Here is a 17238-nt window from a genome sequence, read left to right as displayed (position 1 = left end):
AATAGTCATGCATTTGGCCGTGCATGGCGGTTAGGGAATCTCGGCACAGAAGAAAGTTTTTTAGTAGTAATATTTTAATTAAAGAAATGAACACTTTAAGTTACAAGACTATTTCCGTAAACAAGGAGACAGCAAAGAAGGAGTGGGTTGTGGTTGACGCAACAGACCAGGTTGTTGGTCGTCTCGCTTCTAAGGTAGCTAAGCTCATCCGCGGTAAGTACAAGCCAACTTTCACCCCTCACGTAGATTGTGGTGACAATGTAATCATCATCAACGCCGCTAAGGTCGTTTTCACCGGCAAGAAGGAGACTGACAAGGTCTACACCCGTTACACAGGCTATCCTGGAGGTCAGCGTTTCACTACTCCTGCACAGCTCCGTACAAAGAAGGACGGTGTGGACAAGATGCTCCGTCATGCAGTGAAGGGCATGCTCCCAAAAGGTCCGCTCGGTCGTCATCTCTTGAACAACCTCTACATCTATGAGGGTACAGAGCACCAGCAGCAGGCTCAGCAGCCAAAGGCTATTGATATTAACCAGTACAAATAATTAGCAGGTAAAGATGGAACAGATTAATGCACTCGGTCGCCGTAAGAGCTCTGTAGCTCGTGTGTATCTTACAGAAGGTACAGGCAAGATCACAATCAACAAGAAGGATTTGACACAGTACTTCCCATCAGCTATCCTCCAGTACGTGGTTAAGCAGCCACTGCAGCTCCTTGAGGTGGCAGAGAAGTATGACATTAAGGCTAACCTTGACGGTGGCGGCTTCACAGGTCAGAGCCAGGCTCTCCGCCTTGCTATCGCACGCGCACTCGTTAAGATTAACGCTGACGACAAGAAGGCACTCCGCGCAGCAGGCTTCATCACACGTGACGCACGTTCTGTTGAGCGTAAGAAGCCGGGTCAGCCAAAGGCACGCCGTCGCTTCCAGTTCTCTAAGCGTTAAATTGGGATTGCCAACATTATTATATATAATAGTAAAGGCTTCACAAAAGAGAACAGCAGTTTAGTATCTAAACCGGTGAGACCCGCAAGGCTACTCGTCGGCTGATTCTAACCAAAGAATTTAAAAAGAACGTAAACAAACAAAGAAAAATGGCAAGAACAAATTTTGACCAGTTACTCCAGGCAGGCTGTCATTTCGGACACCTCCGCCGCAAGTGGAATCCGGCTATGGCTCCTTACATCTTCATGGAGCGCAATGGCATTCACATCATAGACCTGCATAAGACTGTCGCAATGACAGACACTGCTGCAGAGGCTCTCAAGCAAATCGCAAAGTCAGGAAAGAAGATCCTGTTCGTCGCTACTAAAAAACAGGCTAAGGACATTGTTGCCGAGAAGGCTGCAAGCGTAAACATGCCATACGTTAACGAGCGTTGGGCCGGCGGTATGCTCACCAACTTCCCAACAATACGTAAGGCTATCAAGAAAATGACGAACATAGACAAGATGATGGCTGACGGCACATTCTCAAACCTCTCTAAGCGTGAGCTCCTCCAGATTTCACGCCAGCGTGCGAAGCTTGAGAAGAACCTCGGTTCTATCGCCGACCTGACACGTCTCCCTTCTGCACTCTTCGTTATCGATGTTGCCAAGGAGCACATCGCTATCGCTGAGGCACAGCGTCTGGGAATCCCTGTATTCGCTATCTGCGATACAAACTCTGACCCTAACAAGGTTAATTTCCCAATCCCTGCAAACGACGACGCTAAGGACTCTATCAACGCTATCCTCGGTGCTTGCTGCCAGGCAATCGCAGAGGGTCTTGAGGAGCGCAAGGCTGAGAAGGCAGACGAGAAGGCTGCTGCTGAGCAGGCAGAGGAAGCTGCTGAGGGCAAGAAGCGTGCAGGTCGTGCACGCAAGGCTGAGGCAGAAGCTGCTGCAGAGTAATATTATTTCAAAAGAACACAGATGTAAAGATGCAAAACCGCTTTGCATCTTTACATCTTATTAACCCTTTAAATACAAGAAATACAATGGCTGTATCAATGGAAGACATCAAGAAGCTCCGCACCATGACAGGTGCCGGTCTTGCTGATGTTAAGAAGGCTCTCACAGAGGCTGAGGGCGATATGGACAAGGCTAAGGATATCCTCCGCCAGAAAGGTCAGGCTATCGCTGCAAAGCGTGCTGATCGTGAGACATCTAACGGTTGTGTACTTGCTAAAGTTGGTGAGGGCTTCGCAGCTATCATCGCTTTGAAGTGTGAGACAGACTTCGTTGCAAATGGCGCAGACTATATCAAACTGACACAGGACATCCTTGATGCTGCTGTTGCAGCAAAGGCTAAGTCTGTTGAGGAAGTGTCTGAACTCGTGCTCGCTAACGGACAGAAGGTTGCTGACGCTGTAGTTGAGCGTTCCGGTGTTACTGGTGAGAAGATGGAGCTTGACGGATACATGTTCCTTGAGGGCGACAACATCGACGCTTACAACCACATGAACCGCAACGGTCTCTGTACACTCGTACAGACCAACAAGCCGGCTGCTGAGCAGGCTCACGCTGTTGCAATGCAGGTTGCTGCCATGAATCCTGTCGCTCTTGACGAGAAGTCTGTACCACAGGCTACTATCGACGAGGAGTACAATGTTGCTGTAGAGAAGTCAAAGCAGGAGCAGGTGCAGAAGGCTGTTGAGAACGCACTGAAGAAGGCGGGCATCAATCCTGCACACGTTGACTCTGAGGACCACATGGAGTCAAACATGGGCAAAGGCTGGATCACAGCTGAGGATGTTGCCAAGGCAAAGGAAATCATCGCCACTGTGTCAGCAGAGAAGGCTGCAAGCCTCAACATGCAGATGATTGAGAATATCGCAAAGGGACGTGTCAACAAGTTCTTCAAGGAGTGCTGTCTTCTCAACCAGGAGTTCATCCAGGACTCTAAGCAGACAGTGGCACAGTACCTCCAGGCTGCAGACAAGGAACTTACTGTGGTCGCTTTCAAGCGTTTCACTCTTCAGGCAGACTAATAAGTCCTTGGGGATTCCAATAGATTCTGCCTTTGTGGGCAGGGCTGCGGAATCTGTTTTGTTGAGTTTTTAAGGGTCGAAACCCTTTGGTTTCCACCTTGTTGAAACAATATATCCGCGTCAGTGCCATACTTGGTGCTGGCGCTTTTTTCATTGTTATGAAGATATTTGCAGTGGGCATGAACTATGCCCTACACAATAAAGAGATAAAAACTGCGTTATTACAACAGAGCGCAAGTGATTCCGCAGAGCGCAATCCTGTCATTTTCACCAAGGCAGACTCTGCTCTGTTGAAGGATGGCAAGCCGTTTTTCCTTCCGGAATTCATGGGGCAGGTGGACTATGAGACAGAACTTGTGGTGCGCATCTGCCGCCTTGGCAAGAGTATTCCTGAACGTTTCGCCCACCGTTACTACGACGCTGTGACAGTAGGCATAGACTTTACAGCGCGTGAATTGCAGAAAAAACTGCGTGAGGAAGGGCAGCCGTGGGAGATATGCAAAGGCTTTGACGGTTCGGCGGTTATCGGAGAATTTGTAGAGAAAGAAAAGTTTCTTGACATTCAAGGCATACATTTCAATCTTGACATTGACGGCAAGACAGTGCAGGAAGGATGCTCTTCGGACATGATTCATAATGTTGACCATCTGATAGCATACATCTCGCAGTACTTTACATTGAAGACAGGCGACCTTCTGTATACAGGCACTCCGGCAGGCGTTGGACCCGTGAGCATAGGCAACCACCTCGAAGGCTATATAGAAGGGCGCAAAGTCCTTGATTTCCATGTGAAATAAAAAATACAGAATTATGAAAGTGGCACGTTACATATTGATTATATTGTTTGTTCTGACAGCAGATGCAGTCGGAGCACAGCGATTCTTTAACCTTACGGCAGAGGATGTCAATGTCGACTCCATGCTCCCGAAGGTCAACCACACTATGCCGTTGCCACTTGACTATGAGGATTCTGTATATGTCTGTGAGATTCTTTATCCGGAATTCTTGGAGATGTCGCAGAAGGATATTGACAGTTACAGCCGTCTGGCAGGAGAAATCCCACCGTCTCTTCCTGATGTGGAGCAAACGGTCATTGTCAACAAGAAGCGGCCTTACATGCTTTTCTCACTGACTCCGGTGGTGTTCCATAACGGGAAATACCGTTTCCTTGTCAGTTTCATGCTGAAAGTGGAGGCCTTCCCGAAAGCAGATTCAGGCAAGGCAAAAAGCAATACGCGCCGGCGTTCCTCGTCAGCAGAGCTTGATGCAACAGGACGCTATGCCACCCATTCTGTGCTGAAGGAAGGTACATGGGCAAAGATTGCTGTACCGTCAACAGGGTTTTACCAACTCACCGATAATGTTGTGAAATGGGCAGGGTTCACCGATATAAACAAGGTGAAGATTTACGGCTATGGAGGAAATCTTGTGCCAGAGGTCCTTTCTCCTGACTACATCACGAAAACGGATGATTTGCAGGAAGTCCCTTCGTGCATTGTCAATGGCAAACGCCTGTTTTTTGCCAAAGGACCTGTGTCATGGGACAGCACAACATCTAACGTCAGGACACGCAATCCTTATTCCTCAAAAGGCTATTACTTCATCACCCAGACAGATGAAGAGCCACTGTTGGTTAGTGATGCAGAACTGTTGGCAGCCAATTATCCTGTTGCCGACGACTATCACAGTCTTTATGAAGTGGACGATTTTGCGTGGTATGAAGGTGGACGAAACCTTGTTGAAGCTGCACAAATAGCTCTTGGCAGCAGCAAGACATATTATTTGGACACACCGGGAGACGACACTTCCGGAGTGCTGACCGCTTGTGTCACGGCAGGGACAAACAGCACATTCCGCCTGACTGTCAACGGTAAAGAATATCCGGAGACAACAATATCACTGTCAAAGTATGACAAGGCAATGTTCACCACAGTGACATACAATGTGAATACACATCCTACTGACACCGTAACGCTGACATGCCTTTCCGGAGGACCTTTGCGTCTTGACTATCTCTCCCTCCGCACATCAACTCCACGCCCGGCTCCGGACTTGCAGAACGGGACATTTCCTGTGGCAGAGTATGTCTATCGTATCATGAACCAAGACCATCATGGCGACTCAATAGTCGATATGACGATAATAATCCCTACATCCCAGACCTTGCTGGCACAGGCAACACGCCTTAAAGAGCACCATGAGAAGCATGACGGCCTGTCAGTCCGTATTGTTCCTGCCGATGAACTGTACAATGAGTTCTCAAGCGGAACGCCTGATGTCTCAGCATACCGCCGTTACATGAAGATGCTTTATGACCGTGGCGATGAGAAAAAATATCCGAAATACCTTCTTCTTTTCGGTGATAGCAAGTGGGACAACCGCCTTCTCTCGTCAGGATGCAGAGGTCTGAATGCTGACAATCTTCTGCTCTGCTATGAGAGTGAGAACTCATACAATGCGGAAAATTGTCTCGTTTCCGATGATTTCATCGCAATGCTTGACGACAATGAGGCTCTTGTACGTAGCGGTTCATACACAGGAACTCCGGATATTGCAATCGGAAGATTCCCTGTGACAACACCGACAGAGGCGAAGATACTTGTTGACAAGACAATCTCCTATGCCGAAAACAAAAATGTCGGCGACTGGCAGAACATCATGATGTTCCTTGGGGATGACGGAGACAACAACCTGCACATGACTGACATTAACTCCGTAGCTGACAGTATCATCAAGGATTTTCCGGGCTACAATGTCAAAAAGGTATATTGGGACGCTTATAAACGTACTATGTCTGCCACAGGAAATCGTTATCCTGAGGTTGAGAACATCATAAAGACACAGCAGAAGAACGGTGCACTGATTATGGATTATGTAGGTCACGGCGCACCGGAATCCATCTCCCATGAGTATGTGCTGCGCCTTACAGACTTTGAGGACTTCCGTAACACAAACCTTCCTTTATGGATAACCGCCTCATGTGATGTCGGACCGTTTGACGGAAACTCATCCACGATAGGCGAGACGGTAATCCTGAATGAAAAGGGTGGTGGCGTGGCGTTCTTCGGCACAACGCGCACAGTGCTGGCTTTCTACAACAAATATATGAACGATGAATTCCTGAAAGCCCTGCTTACAGTAAAGAACGGCAAGCGCACAACCTTGGGCGAGGCTAACATGATAGCCAAGACGCAGCTCGCAACATTAGGCCTTGACAGGACGAAGAACAAGCACCATTATTCGTTGCTTGGCGACCCGGCACTTGCCCTTAACGTCCCATTGTACAAATGTGTTGTCGACAGCATCAACAACGCTGACCTTGCACGTGGTGAAATGCCGACAATCCGCGCTAATGGCAAAGTGCGTGTCGTGGGACATATCTCAAAAGACGGAGAAGCAGTGGACGATTTTGACGGACGAATCTCTGTGATGATACGCGACAATGCCGAACAGCTTACAACATTGGGGAACTCAGATGACTCGCCATTCCAATACATAGACCGCACAAAAGTCCTCTATTCCGGAACTGACAGTGTGCGCAAAGGAAAATTCGTGGTCAATTTCGCTGTCTCAAAGGACATAAACTACTCTGACAAAAACGGTCTTGTGACAATGTTCGCCTACAACAGTGATGCGTCAAAGGTTGCCAATGGCGAGACTGACAGATTCCTTGTCGGAGGCACGGAAGAGGTGTTCAATGATTCCATAGGTCCTTCCCTGTACTGCTACCTTAACTCTCCGATGTTCGTCAATGGCGGAAATGTCAACTCCACTCCGTACTTTGTCGCAGAGATTAGGGACAACAACGGCATCAACGCCTCAGGCGCCGGTATAGGTCATGACATGCAGCTGACCATAGACAATGACGCGGCAATGACCTACAACCTCAATGACTGTTTCCAATATGATTTCGGAACATATACTTCAGGTGCGGTGCATTTCAGCATACCGGAGTTGAGCGAGGGACGCCATACTCTCCGTTTCCGGGCTTGGGACATATTGAACAATCCGTCCACGACAACCTTGTCGTTCAATGTCGTGAGAGGACTTGACCCGAACTATCTTAATGTCACAGCCACAAAGAATCCTGTCCGCGAACTGACCACATTCATTGTCTCTCACGACCGTGCAGGCTCTCCTGTCGACATAGACATCGAAATCTTTGACATGAGTGGGCGTCTGCTGCACAGAATCTCAGAAACAGCCGGCTCTGACATAGCTGCCTCACGCCTGGATTGGGACGGCAGCACCTCCGATGGCAGTCGTCTGGCTACAGGAGTCTACCTCTATCGTGCCCGACTTTCCTGCGATGGTGCTTCAAGAACAACAAAGGCGAAGAAGATTGTCATACTTGACGACTGATGCCTTCCACGCAAAGCCCTCTGCATGAAGCATGCATGCTTTCGTGTGACAGTGCCATAACAAGGCGAGGGTAAACACCTTTAACAAGCAAACAAAACACTATACAATAATGACAAAGAAAACAGTCACGTTGCTCCTGCTTTTCCTGGCAGTTCTGACAGCTTCTGCTGAAGACGAAAAGCGTAACATGTTCAACCCTATCCATACAGCCCTTGTCTCCCAGACCATTGCGCCTGACGCACGTGGTGGAGGTTTTGGTGATGTCGGAGCGGCAACCGACCCGGATGTGGCCTCACAGTATTGGAACCCGGCGAAATATCCGTTCTGCATCTCAAGGGCAGGAGTTTCCCTGAACTATACTCCATGGTTGCGCCAGCTTGTGGGAGATATGGACATCGCTTACCTTGCAGGCTACTACCGTATAGGTGACTATTCTGCCATCTCGGGCTCTATCCGCTATTTCTCCCTTGGTGAGGTTTTCTTTGACGGCGGTGATGAAAACATGTCCATAAAGCCTTACGAGATGTCTCTCGATGTGGCATACTCCATGATGCTCAGTGAGAAATTTTCCCTTGCTGCTGCCGTCCGCTACCTCCGTTCCGACATGTCCTACAGCCAGACGGAGGAGACATCGGCGTCAGGAGCATTTGGTGCAGACATCGCTTGTTACTATCAGGACTATATCAATCTTGGAAGCCGTGAATGCCAGCTCGGCCTTGGCTTGAATGTCTCCAACATCGGTTCGAAAATCACTTTCGGAGGCTCTACACGCTCAGAGTTCATCCCTACAAACCTCCGACTCGGCGCTTCATTGATGATACCTATCAATGAGTACAACCGTTTCACCATCGCCGCCGATGCCAACAAGCTGCTTGTGCCGTCCTATCCGTCACTTGCAAAGTTTGAGGAGGCAAAAGCCAACGGTGAGACAAATGCAGCAACGCTTGACGAGTATGCCGATGAGGTGTATTACGACATAGGTTCTATCTCCGGAATGTTCAAGAGTTTTTCCGACGCTCCCGGCGGTTTCAAGGAGGAACTCGAAGAAATCCAGTGGAGCATAGGTGCGGAGTATGTCTACAATGACAAGTTCTCTCTCCGTGCAGGCTATCACCATGAGGCGGAAAGCAAAGGCAACAGAAAATACTATACTGTCGGTGCGGGCTTTAGAATGAATGTCTTCTCACTCGATGTGGGCTATGTTGTCTCCAAGGCGAACAGCAGTCCGCTCGACCAGACATTACGCTTCTCGCTTGCATTCGACATGGACGGAATAAAGGATTTGTTTGGCAGACGCTAAGGCTTCTGCCAAACAAATCCTTTTTTATTTGCACTTCTCAGGAAAATGTGCTAACTTTGTAGCATTCTTTTCTGCAAAAAAGCAGTAACCACAACCACTAACCTGTTATAACGACATAATGAAAATCCGTGTAGGAATGGGCTTTGATGTCCATAAACTTGTTGAAGACCGCGACCTTTGGCTTGGCGGAATAAAGATAGAACACACCCTCGGACTTCTCGGCCATAGTGATGCCGACGTGCTTATCCATGCCATTTGCGACGCCATGCTCGGTGCCGCAAATATGCGTGATATAGGTTTCCATTTTCCGGACACGGCAGCGGAGACCGACGGCATAGACTCCAAAATCCTTCTGCGCAAGACTCGTGACCTCATAGCGCAGAAAGGCTATCGTCTCGGCAACATCGATGCCACCGTCTGTGCCGAGCGTCCGAAAATCAATCCCCATGTCCCGGCGATGAAGCAATGCCTTGCCGAAGTCCTTGAATGTGACGAAGAGGACATCTCCATAAAGGCAACCACCACCGAAAAACTCGGTTTCACCGGCAGGGAAGAGGGCATCTCCGCCTACGCTGTGGTGCTTATCGAGAAGGATTAGGCAGCGAAGTGGCGACAATTACGATAGTACCGACTGACAGTATTGACAGTACTGTCATTACTGTCGTCTCTGACAATACTGACATTATTGACAATACTGTCAATATTGATATGACCGAAACAATTTATCAAACGACCAACATAACCTTATCAAATGCGACTGACAAGATTTCTACCATTACTCCTTGCAGCCTTCTCCTCGTTGCCCGGTGCAGCCCAAAAGGCTGTTTACGAGGATAACCACGTGCTGCAAATCAACCGAGAACCTGCACGCGCAGGATTCATTCCCTACCATTCCACGCCCGGCGACCGCCAAATGACACTCGACGGACAGTGGGATTTCCGTTGGGCACCTGTCCCTGAGAAGATAGAACAGGCACAATGGGGCACAATTGCCGTGCCTGCCATTTGGGAAGTTTCCGGCTATGGCACACCGATTTACTCCTCCTCCGGCTACACCTTCAAGGTCAATCCGCCTTTCGTCATGGACGAGCCGAAGCAGGCTTATACAGCATTCATCGAGCGCAACCCTACGGGACAGTACCGCCGGAAGTTCACCGTCCCTGCCGAATGGCTGTCGGACGGCGGACATACATACATCCGTTTCGACGGCGTGATGTCTGCCTTCTATGTCTCCGTCAACGGCAAGAGGGTAGGCTATTCCCAGGATTCATGCTCTCCGGCAGAATTTGACATCACCTCGTTCCTTAACAAAGGTTCAAAGGATAACGACATAGAACTCACCGTCTATAAGTATAGTGACGGCTCATACCTCGAAGACCAGGACGCATGGCGTTTCGCCGGAGTCCACAGAAGTGTCACATTGTTCCACACACCGGCACTCCGTATGTGTGATTTCGCCGTGCGCACCGTTGCTGCGGACGACACATACCGCAATTTCCACCTTCAAATAAACCCCAAACTCCAATCCCTTGACGGCAATGATGCCAAGGGATATGCCATCGTGGCGACACTCTTTGATGCCGACGGCAAGGAGGTTGCAACGATGAAGACCGACGCCGAACCTGTGCTGAACCTTAACCATAAGGGCGCGGTCATGAATGAATGGTATCCGCAGCGTGGCAGAATGAAGTTCGCACGCCTTGACACACTCGTCCGGAACGTGCACCCATGGACAGCGGAGACTCCTTATTTGTACACGCTGAAGATACAGTTGATGTCACCAGACTCGTCACAACCGACTGAGTGCATCACTCAGAAAATAGGTTTCCGACAGCTCGCTATCCGTCATGGCATGTTTCTCGTCAACGGCAAGCAGGTGCGTTTCCGTGGCGTCAACCGTCTGGAGCACGACCCTTTCAAGGCGCGTGTGATGACCGAAGAGCGTATGTTGCAGGACATCCGTCTCATGAAGCAGGCGAACATCAACGCCGTGCGCACCTCCCACTATCCGAGCACACCGCGCTGGTATGAGCTTTGCGACTCCCTCGGGCTCTATGTCCTTGACGAGGCAAATGCCGAAAACCACGGCGTGCGCGGTGAGTTCACCTCCACGCCTGACTGGAACGACGCTATGATGGACCGCATGATCCGTGTTGCGGAGCGCGACAAGAACCACGCTTCCGTAGTCTTCTGGAGTCTCGGTAACGAGAGTGGCTATGGCGCAAACCACAGTGCCATGGCAGGCTGGCTGCATGAATTCGACCCCACACGCTTCGTTCACTACGAGGGAGCGCAGGGAAGTGTCGGAGGAACGGAGGAGATAGCCGACCCTGAGTGTGTCGATGTCATCTCACGCTTCTATCCGCGTGTGATGCAGGAGTATCTCAATCCGGGAGTGCCGGAGGGAAGTGACAAGGAACGTGCCGAGAATGCGCGTTGGGAATTCCTGCTCGGCATAGCGCAGCGCAAGTGGTATCAGCAGACGGTCAATGGCCCTGTACTCGACCAACGCCCTGTCCTCACATCTGAATATGCCCACTGTATGGGTAACGCACTCGGCAATTTCCAGGAATATTGGGACGAGATTTATTCCAATCCGCGTATGCTTGGCGGCTTCATCTGGGACTGGGTTGACCAAGGAATCATTGTCCCTGCGGAAGGCACAGTTGCAAAAGCGACCGGCAAACAGCCTTCCGGCAATCGCCGTTGGGTGGCTTATGGCGGAGATTTCGGCGACAAACCTAATCTTAAGGCGTTCTGCCTGAACGGTGTCGTAAAGTGCGACCGCGAACTGACTGCCAAGTATTACGAGGTGAAGCACGTCTATTCCCCTGTGCAGTTCAGCAAGCACGGTGACGCGATCTATGTCATAAACCGCAACCACCACATAACCCTTGCCGGCTACAAGGTCAGCGGACAAGTCATTGTCAACGGCAAAACAAGGAAACCGTTTGACATCCTTCTGCCTGAGGTGCAGCCGGGCGACAGCGCCCTTCTGACGATAAAAGGCTTGCCGACCAAGGCGGAAACCGGTGCGCAGACACTCCTGAACCTCACCGTAATGCGTGACGGCATGAAGGTGTCCGACGAGCAGTTCTGCCTCTCCGGTGATGTTATGGACTTCGCAAAGTCACAGCCGATGCAGAAATCCGGCAAGTCGGGCATGGACGCCAAGGCGCTGCGTGCAGCGGTTTCCGCATCATTGTTCCGCGCTCCGACAGACAATGACAAGTCTTTCGGCAACTGGCTTGCCAAGGACTGGAAGAAAAACCGTCTCGATTCGCCTGAGGTGAGCGTTTTGGAGGAAAAAATCAATGGCGACGGCAGTGTCATTAGGGTAGAGGAGTACAAATACACAGCTGGCAGCATAGTTGTCACAACAACCTTCAGCAATGCTGCCGGCGGCAGCAGCAAGGCTGGTTCTCCGCTTGACATCGTGCAGGAATATGAGTTCCGTGGCGAGCTTCCCGAGCTTCCTCGTCTCGGTCTGCAGCTCCGACTGCCAAAGGACTATGAGCAGCTGGCATATTACGGCCGTGGCCCGTGGGATACCTATCCTGACCGCTGGCGTTCCTGTCACATCGGGCTGTGGCGTTCAAAGGTGACGGATGAGTACGCCCATTACCCTGTGCCGCAGGATTGTGGCAACCACCGTGAGACCTCCTACGTGGAACTCGCCACCGCTTCCGGCAGGAAAGTGCGTGTGACAGCCGTTGACGAGCCGTTCTCTTTCTCTGCCCTCCACTACACTCCGCAGGACATAGCTTCCGTGCGTCATGACCACGAGCTGAAGGAAGGCGACTACACCATCCTCACCGTCGACTGCGCCGTGCTTGGCATCGGCAACAGCTCTTGCGGTCCGGGTGTGCTGAAGAAGTACAGCATCGACAAGAACAAGAAGCACCGCCTGCATATCCGCGTGGCATATTGATGTGCCATGGCTGTTAATAAAGAATTAATGTTATAATACATTGTAAATCAATTTATTATAAATTATAATTTAAAAGGTTACCTTTCGCACTGTGAAAGGTAACCTTTTGTTGTATAAAGTGTTATCTTTTACCATGCAAACCGTTACCTTTCGCTCAAAGGTTGGTATCGCTCTAAGAAAAGAAAGAAACAAAAGAATCTTCAACAACAAAATCATTCCTCTATAAGCCCTCTAATCCACATGGATAAGACAATGCAAAGGCAGAGCAGATTCTTTTGTTTCTTTCTTTTCTTTCTTTTCTTAGAGCGATACCTATCCTTTGAGAAATACGCCTCAAAGAAGAAATCCATTATGCCGCATGTCTGTGAAAAATGTCGTTGAAATCAGGATTTTGCTATCATAATGTGTGGTTTTATGTAAAAAATCATTACCTTTGCATGTGAAATGAGAATTTGCCCGACCATACACAAATGACAATACGACCTAAACATATAATTTATACCCTCGTTGCATCCGTCATCATGGCTGTGACACAGTCATCATGCACCACTCCAGGCGAGAGGAAGCGTATGAGCGAGTTGCTTACAAAAGCGGAGAAGATGAACTCTGACTATGTCTCTATGAAAAATGCCGTTTTTATGGACTCAGTCCTCCATTTCTATGACTCCCACGGCACAATGGAGGAACGCATCCGCGCAAACTATATGATTGGCTGCGTCCACCGTGACAAGGGCAACAGCCCTACGGCACTGGAGTACTACATGAAAGCCGTGAACCTTGCCGATACGACTTCAAGTAATTGTAATTATGAATTGTTGGGAAGAATCTATGCCCAAATGGCGGAACTGTTCCATAAGCAACGCTATCCACAGAAGGAACTGGAGATGTGGAACAGTGCTATTACCATGGCGAGGAATGCCAAAGATACACTTATGGCAGTGCACTGTCTGGGAAGAATTGCTAGTACGTATAGACTGGCAGGCAATAAAGAAAAATCTGCAGATATTTCCAAAAAGACATACAAAGCATTCAAAGCACTCGGTGAGGATGCCTTGGCTGCATCAGAATTGGCTACCACAATATCTTATAATTTGGAACGAAATGCCTTGGACGAGGCAAAATGTGAGATTGACGAATATGTTTCAAAATCAGGTTTGGTGGACAAGAATGGTAATATGAAAAAAGGATGCGAGCTCTTTTACTATTGTTTAGGAGAATATTATCATAAATTTTGTAACATAGACTCCGCCCTTTATTATTATAGGAAGCTTGTCGCTTATGATAAGGAAATAATGAACCTCGAGAATGGTTATAAAGGTTTGATGGAGGTTTATATGGACTTGCATCAGGCTGACTCTGTCGTGAAATATGCGAGACTCTATGCCGATGCCAATGACACGGCAAACATAAGGAACTCTGCAAAGGAAGTGGGCAGGGCACAATCCCTTTACGACTATTCTTCTCACCAGCAGGAGGCTTTGAAAAAATCCAAGGAAGTACAAAATCTATGGCGTATATTGTTCTTTTGCTTTGTGGCATCAGTATTAGTTCTTGGCACAATTTACACTTTTTATATAAAGTACCGAAAAAAGGTACTTGCAGAAAAAAGAGAGCTTAATAGCAAATACGCCTTGGCATTGCATGATTACAATGAGGCTTTGGAAGAATATAAAAAATACAAGGAGAATGGAGTTTCCTATGAGGCTTCATTATTGGAGAAAATTGGTGAGTTGGAGAAAGACCTTTCAATGTACCGTGATAATTTGGATGTCGACAGGCTTGCCTGGGAACAAAACCTTCAAAAGCATCAAATTGTCACTATCATGCACAGCCATGCTTCCAAGCTGACGCAGCCAACCACGGTTGAATGGTCTGCATTGATAGATGTTGTTGGCAATCATATTCCGGATTTCCTTGCTTCACTTGAAGCCACCTCAGTTCGTTTCACTGATGACGAACTAAGAGTTTGCGTTCTGACACGCATAGGTTTTGTTCCTTCGGAGATAGCTGTGCTGATGGATATGACGAAGCAGAATGTCACAAATCTGCGTAGTAGTTTGAACAAGAAAATCTTCAATGAAGCTGGAGCAAGGACGTTCACACACAACATTTCCAAGCTATGACACCGTAATGTACTAATTGTACTTTTTATGTAATTCTTTGATTGCTATGCTATTAGTACGTGGTAGGGTAACTGTCGTGTACTAATTGTACTCATTTTTTTGCAGTGTTTTTGAAATTTGTTGTACTTTTGCAGCCGTTAAACCAAAAGTACAACAAATTTCAAAATTATGAAAAAACTATTACTATTAATTTTAATGTCGGTTGGGTTCTCGCAAATGGCATTATGCGAAGAACTGGCAATCATGCCGATTCAAGTTCCACTAACTTGTTCGTATGATGATGACGTTACTTACAAGAAAGGCATTAAGCGAGTACCTGCAAAATATCCTATTGCGTATCTTGAAGGAAACAGCATTTCTTTCCCTGCATTCGCGAGTGACTGTATATTTGAGGTTATGGACGCAGCAACTGGGGAGGTTATCTGCTGTCAATACGTTTCTGCCTCAGAAACAACCTGTCTGTTGCCTGCGGACATGAAGGGGGAGTACATCGTCCGCTTCGTTTTCGAGCAGTATGCGCTTGAAGGATATATAACACTATGATTTAGGTGTATCAAAAAAGGCCTAACAATTGCAATATTGTTGATTAGGAAAATAAATATAGTATTAACAAAAAAAAACTACAACAATGAAAAAAACAATTTCAACAATGTTTTTTGCGGCAGTTATGGGTGTAAGCCTGTTGTCATGCTCTTCTGATGATTCTTTGGCTAACCAAGAACAAAAGCGTATGACAGAGGATGAGTTTGCTAAAAATGTTTCATTTGTCAAGACTCCATTAGCGATGACAATGGCATATAGCAAAACCGTGACGAGTGTAGACAAACCGGTATTAGATTCAGATATTGTAATTCTGAGACTTACTATAGGACGCAAAAGTCGTGGATGCAGGGGGTTTGGTATTTGTGATTTCAAACTTTTTCCGAGAGAAACTCACTTTATAGAGTTAGTAGAATCCCTTCAGGATAATGAATACATTGCACGTGGTTACTACGACGCGCAGGATGATAAGGTTTATGCAGAACTTTTGTTGGACAAGCCTGCTCCGGACTATGTCTATCCGTTACTTGTTGAAGAAGACCTTTATTGGGTGAAGGATGAGATTGCGTTAGAGGAGATACATCAGTATACAGGTGAAGATTACGACATATCAAAAGATAAACTGTTGGATAATGACTATTACCAGATAAAGGCAGACTCTATTGCATTTGACTCTTCACTGGGCGAAAATGGAGGATATCAGATTGTCCTTGAAAAATAATAGAGTGCTATGCGATACTTTCATTTGCTGATCCTGTTCTTTTTGTCCATGACGCTGCACGCGCAGATTGTGGACATCAGCACGGACAGTTTGTATAACAAGATAATGTCATCTGATGCGGACTACCGCGTGTTGTATGTATTCCATGACGCATGCCCATGCATAATGGAAACGCTGCCTAATGTTCTGGAGTTGCTGAAGGACAAGAAGAACGCTGAACTGTTTGTCATTTGCGGGCATCCCAAGGTTATTGTGGAGGGCTTTGTCAAAAAGAACAAACTTGATTGTAAGTATTACTCCATTAATCCGAAGAAACCGAAAATGATAGATTTCACCAATTATATGGGCAAGGTTGGTGATTTTATTGAGCAACGCTTCGGTGTGGATACCAAGAAGATGGGGGCATCTTCATTCTGCATCCTTGACAGGCAAGGGAAGGCTCTTGCGAAAACCACTTGGGAAACGACGGACGAAGAATATATGGCAATTCTTGAACGGACACTTTCCGGGAATGCCAACTGATGAATGAGGCAAAGATGTTTCGCAGCCTATGTTCTTTTCCTGACTTAGCTAAAAAAAACAATCTAAGAAATAAAAGAAACAGCTTTTACAGAATGAAGACTCTTTCTTTTATTTCTTAGATTGTTTTTTTTACTTTGCTTCGCTTACTTTCTCGCCTCTTCCATAAGATGTGTGTACATCATGCCGTCCTGCAAGGACTTGGAGACAGTCTTGCCGAAGAGCAGTTCGCAGAGCGTGAAGGCATAAGGGAATGTTGCTGCTGGGCCTTCGCCTGTCACCATGTTGCCATCGACGGTGACGAGTTCGGCGGTGTATGTCGCGCCGTCAAGATAGTCCTCGAAGCCCGGATAGCAGGTGCAGCGCTTGCCTTTGCTGATGCCGAGTGAGCCGAAAATCATCGGGCCGGCACAGATGGCAGAGACAAGTTTGCCATTGTCGTACTGCTTCTTTATCGCCTCACGCACGAGAGGGTGGTTGCAGAGGTTCTCCGCCCCCGGCAGACCGCCCGGAATCATCAGGAGGTCGGCATCGTCGAAGCCCTCAAAGTCCTCAATGAGCGCATCGGTAATGATGCGGACATTGTGGGCAGTGGTGACCTCAAGGTCGCCCGTTGTTGACACTATGCAGACATCGGCACCTGCTCTTCGGAGCACATCGACAGGAATCAGAGCCTCGACTTCCTCTGTCCCATTGGAAATGAATTCATAAACTTTTGCCATGGTTTTTCTTTTTTCTTGATTAAAATGTTTAATTTTGCAGTTGCAA

General features: G+C 47.9%; 14 protein-coding genes. 13 read left to right on the top strand and 1 reads right to left on the bottom strand.

What is annotated here, in order from left to right; genetic code table 11:
- The first annotated feature begins 86 nt into the window (after positions 1-86).
- From rplM to HPS57_RS08360, 13 genes are all read left to right on the top strand, one after another.
- A complete protein-coding gene (rplM, locus tag HPS57_RS08420) occupies positions 87-548 on the top strand; it encodes a 50S ribosomal protein L13 (RefSeq protein ID WP_135940519.1) in 462 nt (153 codons plus the stop codon).
- A gap of 13 nt (positions 549-561) precedes the next feature.
- Positions 562-948, top strand: a complete 387-nt coding sequence (gene rpsI, locus HPS57_RS08415) for a 30S ribosomal protein S9 (protein ID WP_135940520.1) — start codon at positions 562-564, stop codon at positions 946-948.
- A 149-nt stretch (positions 949-1097) separates the two neighbouring features.
- The gene (rpsB, locus tag HPS57_RS08410) at positions 1098-1895 is read left to right on the top strand and encodes a 30S ribosomal protein S2 (protein WP_135940521.1); all 798 of its coding nucleotides are present in this window, start codon (positions 1098-1100) and stop codon (positions 1893-1895) included.
- An 86-nt stretch (positions 1896-1981) separates the two neighbouring features.
- Positions 1982-2974, top strand: a complete 993-nt coding sequence (tsf, locus tag HPS57_RS08405) for a translation elongation factor Ts (RefSeq protein WP_172182103.1) — start codon at positions 1982-1984, stop codon at positions 2972-2974.
- A gap of 158 nt (positions 2975-3132) precedes the next feature.
- Positions 3133-3771, top strand: coding sequence for a fumarylacetoacetate hydrolase family protein (locus tag HPS57_RS08400; protein ID WP_172182101.1), 639 nt, complete (start codon positions 3133-3135; stop codon positions 3769-3771).
- Positions 3772-3784: 13 nt separating this feature from the next.
- On the top strand, positions 3785-7336 hold the full coding sequence (porU, locus tag HPS57_RS08395) for a type IX secretion system sortase PorU (RefSeq protein ID WP_216653392.1): 3552 nt from the start codon (positions 3785-3787) through the stop codon (positions 7334-7336).
- A gap of 109 nt (positions 7337-7445) precedes the next feature.
- Positions 7446-8636 (top strand): type IX secretion system outer membrane channel protein PorV, encoded by a 1191-nt coding sequence (gene porV / locus HPS57_RS08390; protein ID WP_172182099.1) that lies wholly within the window; start codon positions 7446-7448, stop codon positions 8634-8636.
- A 118-nt stretch (positions 8637-8754) separates the two neighbouring features.
- Positions 8755-9234 carry a 2-C-methyl-D-erythritol 2,4-cyclodiphosphate synthase gene (ispF, locus tag HPS57_RS08385; protein WP_172182097.1) on the top strand — a complete coding sequence of 160 codons (480 nt, stop codon included), beginning with the start codon at positions 8755-8757 and terminating at the stop codon, positions 9232-9234.
- Between the two features lie 153 nt (positions 9235-9387).
- On the top strand, positions 9388-12567 hold the full coding sequence (locus HPS57_RS08380; RefSeq protein ID WP_172182094.1) for a glycoside hydrolase family 2 TIM barrel-domain containing protein: 3180 nt from the start codon (positions 9388-9390) through the stop codon (positions 12565-12567).
- A gap of 470 nt (positions 12568-13037) precedes the next feature.
- The gene (locus HPS57_RS08375) at positions 13038-14690 is read left to right on the top strand and encodes a tetratricopeptide repeat protein (RefSeq protein ID WP_172182091.1); all 1653 of its coding nucleotides are present in this window, start codon (positions 13038-13040) and stop codon (positions 14688-14690) included.
- 168 nt (positions 14691-14858) lie between these two features.
- Positions 14859-15233, top strand: coding sequence for a hypothetical protein (locus tag HPS57_RS08370; protein ID WP_172182088.1), 375 nt, complete (start codon positions 14859-14861; stop codon positions 15231-15233).
- A gap of 85 nt (positions 15234-15318) precedes the next feature.
- Entirely contained in the window at positions 15319-15951 is a 633-nt protein-coding gene (locus HPS57_RS08365) for a hypothetical protein (protein ID WP_172182085.1), read from the top strand.
- Positions 15952-15960: 9 nt separating this feature from the next.
- Positions 15961-16473, top strand: a complete 513-nt coding sequence (locus tag HPS57_RS08360; protein ID WP_172182083.1) for a hypothetical protein — start codon at positions 15961-15963, stop codon at positions 16471-16473.
- 143 nt (positions 16474-16616) lie between these two features.
- Here the strand turns inward: HPS57_RS08360 and HPS57_RS08355 are convergent, their stop codons facing one another.
- Entirely contained in the window at positions 16617-17192 is a 576-nt protein-coding gene (locus tag HPS57_RS08355) for a DJ-1 family glyoxalase III (protein WP_172182080.1), read from the bottom strand.
- Positions 17193-17238: the final 46 nt, after the last annotated feature.

The organism is Palleniella intestinalis (genome assembly GCF_013166595.1).
In the GTDB taxonomy this organism is placed as follows: Bacteria; Bacteroidota; Bacteroidia; order Bacteroidales; family Bacteroidaceae; genus Prevotella; species Prevotella intestinalis.
The sequence above is the reverse complement of the archived record's forward strand: the minus strand, read 5'-3'. Positions and strand labels throughout refer to the sequence as shown.

What these genes read in the sequence shown, in the direction of transcription:
- rplM (WP_135940519.1), top strand. Translation starts at nt 87, where the DNA reads ATGAACACTTTAAGTTACAAGACTATTTCCGTAAACAAGGAGACAGCA.
- rpsI (WP_135940520.1), top strand. Translation starts at nt 562, where the DNA reads ATGGAACAGATTAATGCACTCGGTCGCCGTAAGAGCTCTGTAGCTCGT.
- rpsB (WP_135940521.1), top strand. Translation starts at nt 1,098, where the DNA reads ATGGCAAGAACAAATTTTGACCAGTTACTCCAGGCAGGCTGTCATTTC.
- tsf (WP_172182103.1), top strand. Translation starts at nt 1,982, where the DNA reads ATGGCTGTATCAATGGAAGACATCAAGAAGCTCCGCACCATGACAGGT.
- HPS57_RS08400 (WP_172182101.1), top strand. Translation starts at nt 3,133, where the DNA reads ATGAAGATATTTGCAGTGGGCATGAACTATGCCCTACACAATAAAGAG.
- porU (WP_216653392.1), top strand. Translation starts at nt 3,785, where the DNA reads ATGAAAGTGGCACGTTACATATTGATTATATTGTTTGTTCTGACAGCA.
- porV (WP_172182099.1), top strand. Translation starts at nt 7,446, where the DNA reads ATGACAAAGAAAACAGTCACGTTGCTCCTGCTTTTCCTGGCAGTTCTG.
- ispF (WP_172182097.1), top strand. Translation starts at nt 8,755, where the DNA reads ATGAAAATCCGTGTAGGAATGGGCTTTGATGTCCATAAACTTGTTGAA.
- HPS57_RS08380 (WP_172182094.1), top strand. Translation starts at nt 9,388, where the DNA reads ATGCGACTGACAAGATTTCTACCATTACTCCTTGCAGCCTTCTCCTCG.
- HPS57_RS08375 (WP_172182091.1), top strand. Translation starts at nt 13,038, where the DNA reads ATGACAATACGACCTAAACATATAATTTATACCCTCGTTGCATCCGTC.
- HPS57_RS08370 (WP_172182088.1), top strand. Translation starts at nt 14,859, where the DNA reads ATGAAAAAACTATTACTATTAATTTTAATGTCGGTTGGGTTCTCGCAA.
- HPS57_RS08365 (WP_172182085.1), top strand. Translation starts at nt 15,319, where the DNA reads ATGAAAAAAACAATTTCAACAATGTTTTTTGCGGCAGTTATGGGTGTA.
- HPS57_RS08360 (WP_172182083.1), top strand. Translation starts at nt 15,961, where the DNA reads ATGCGATACTTTCATTTGCTGATCCTGTTCTTTTTGTCCATGACGCTG.
- HPS57_RS08355 (WP_172182080.1), bottom strand. Translation starts at nt 17,192, where the DNA reads ATGGCAAAAGTTTATGAATTCATTTCCAATGGGACAGAGGAAGTCGAG.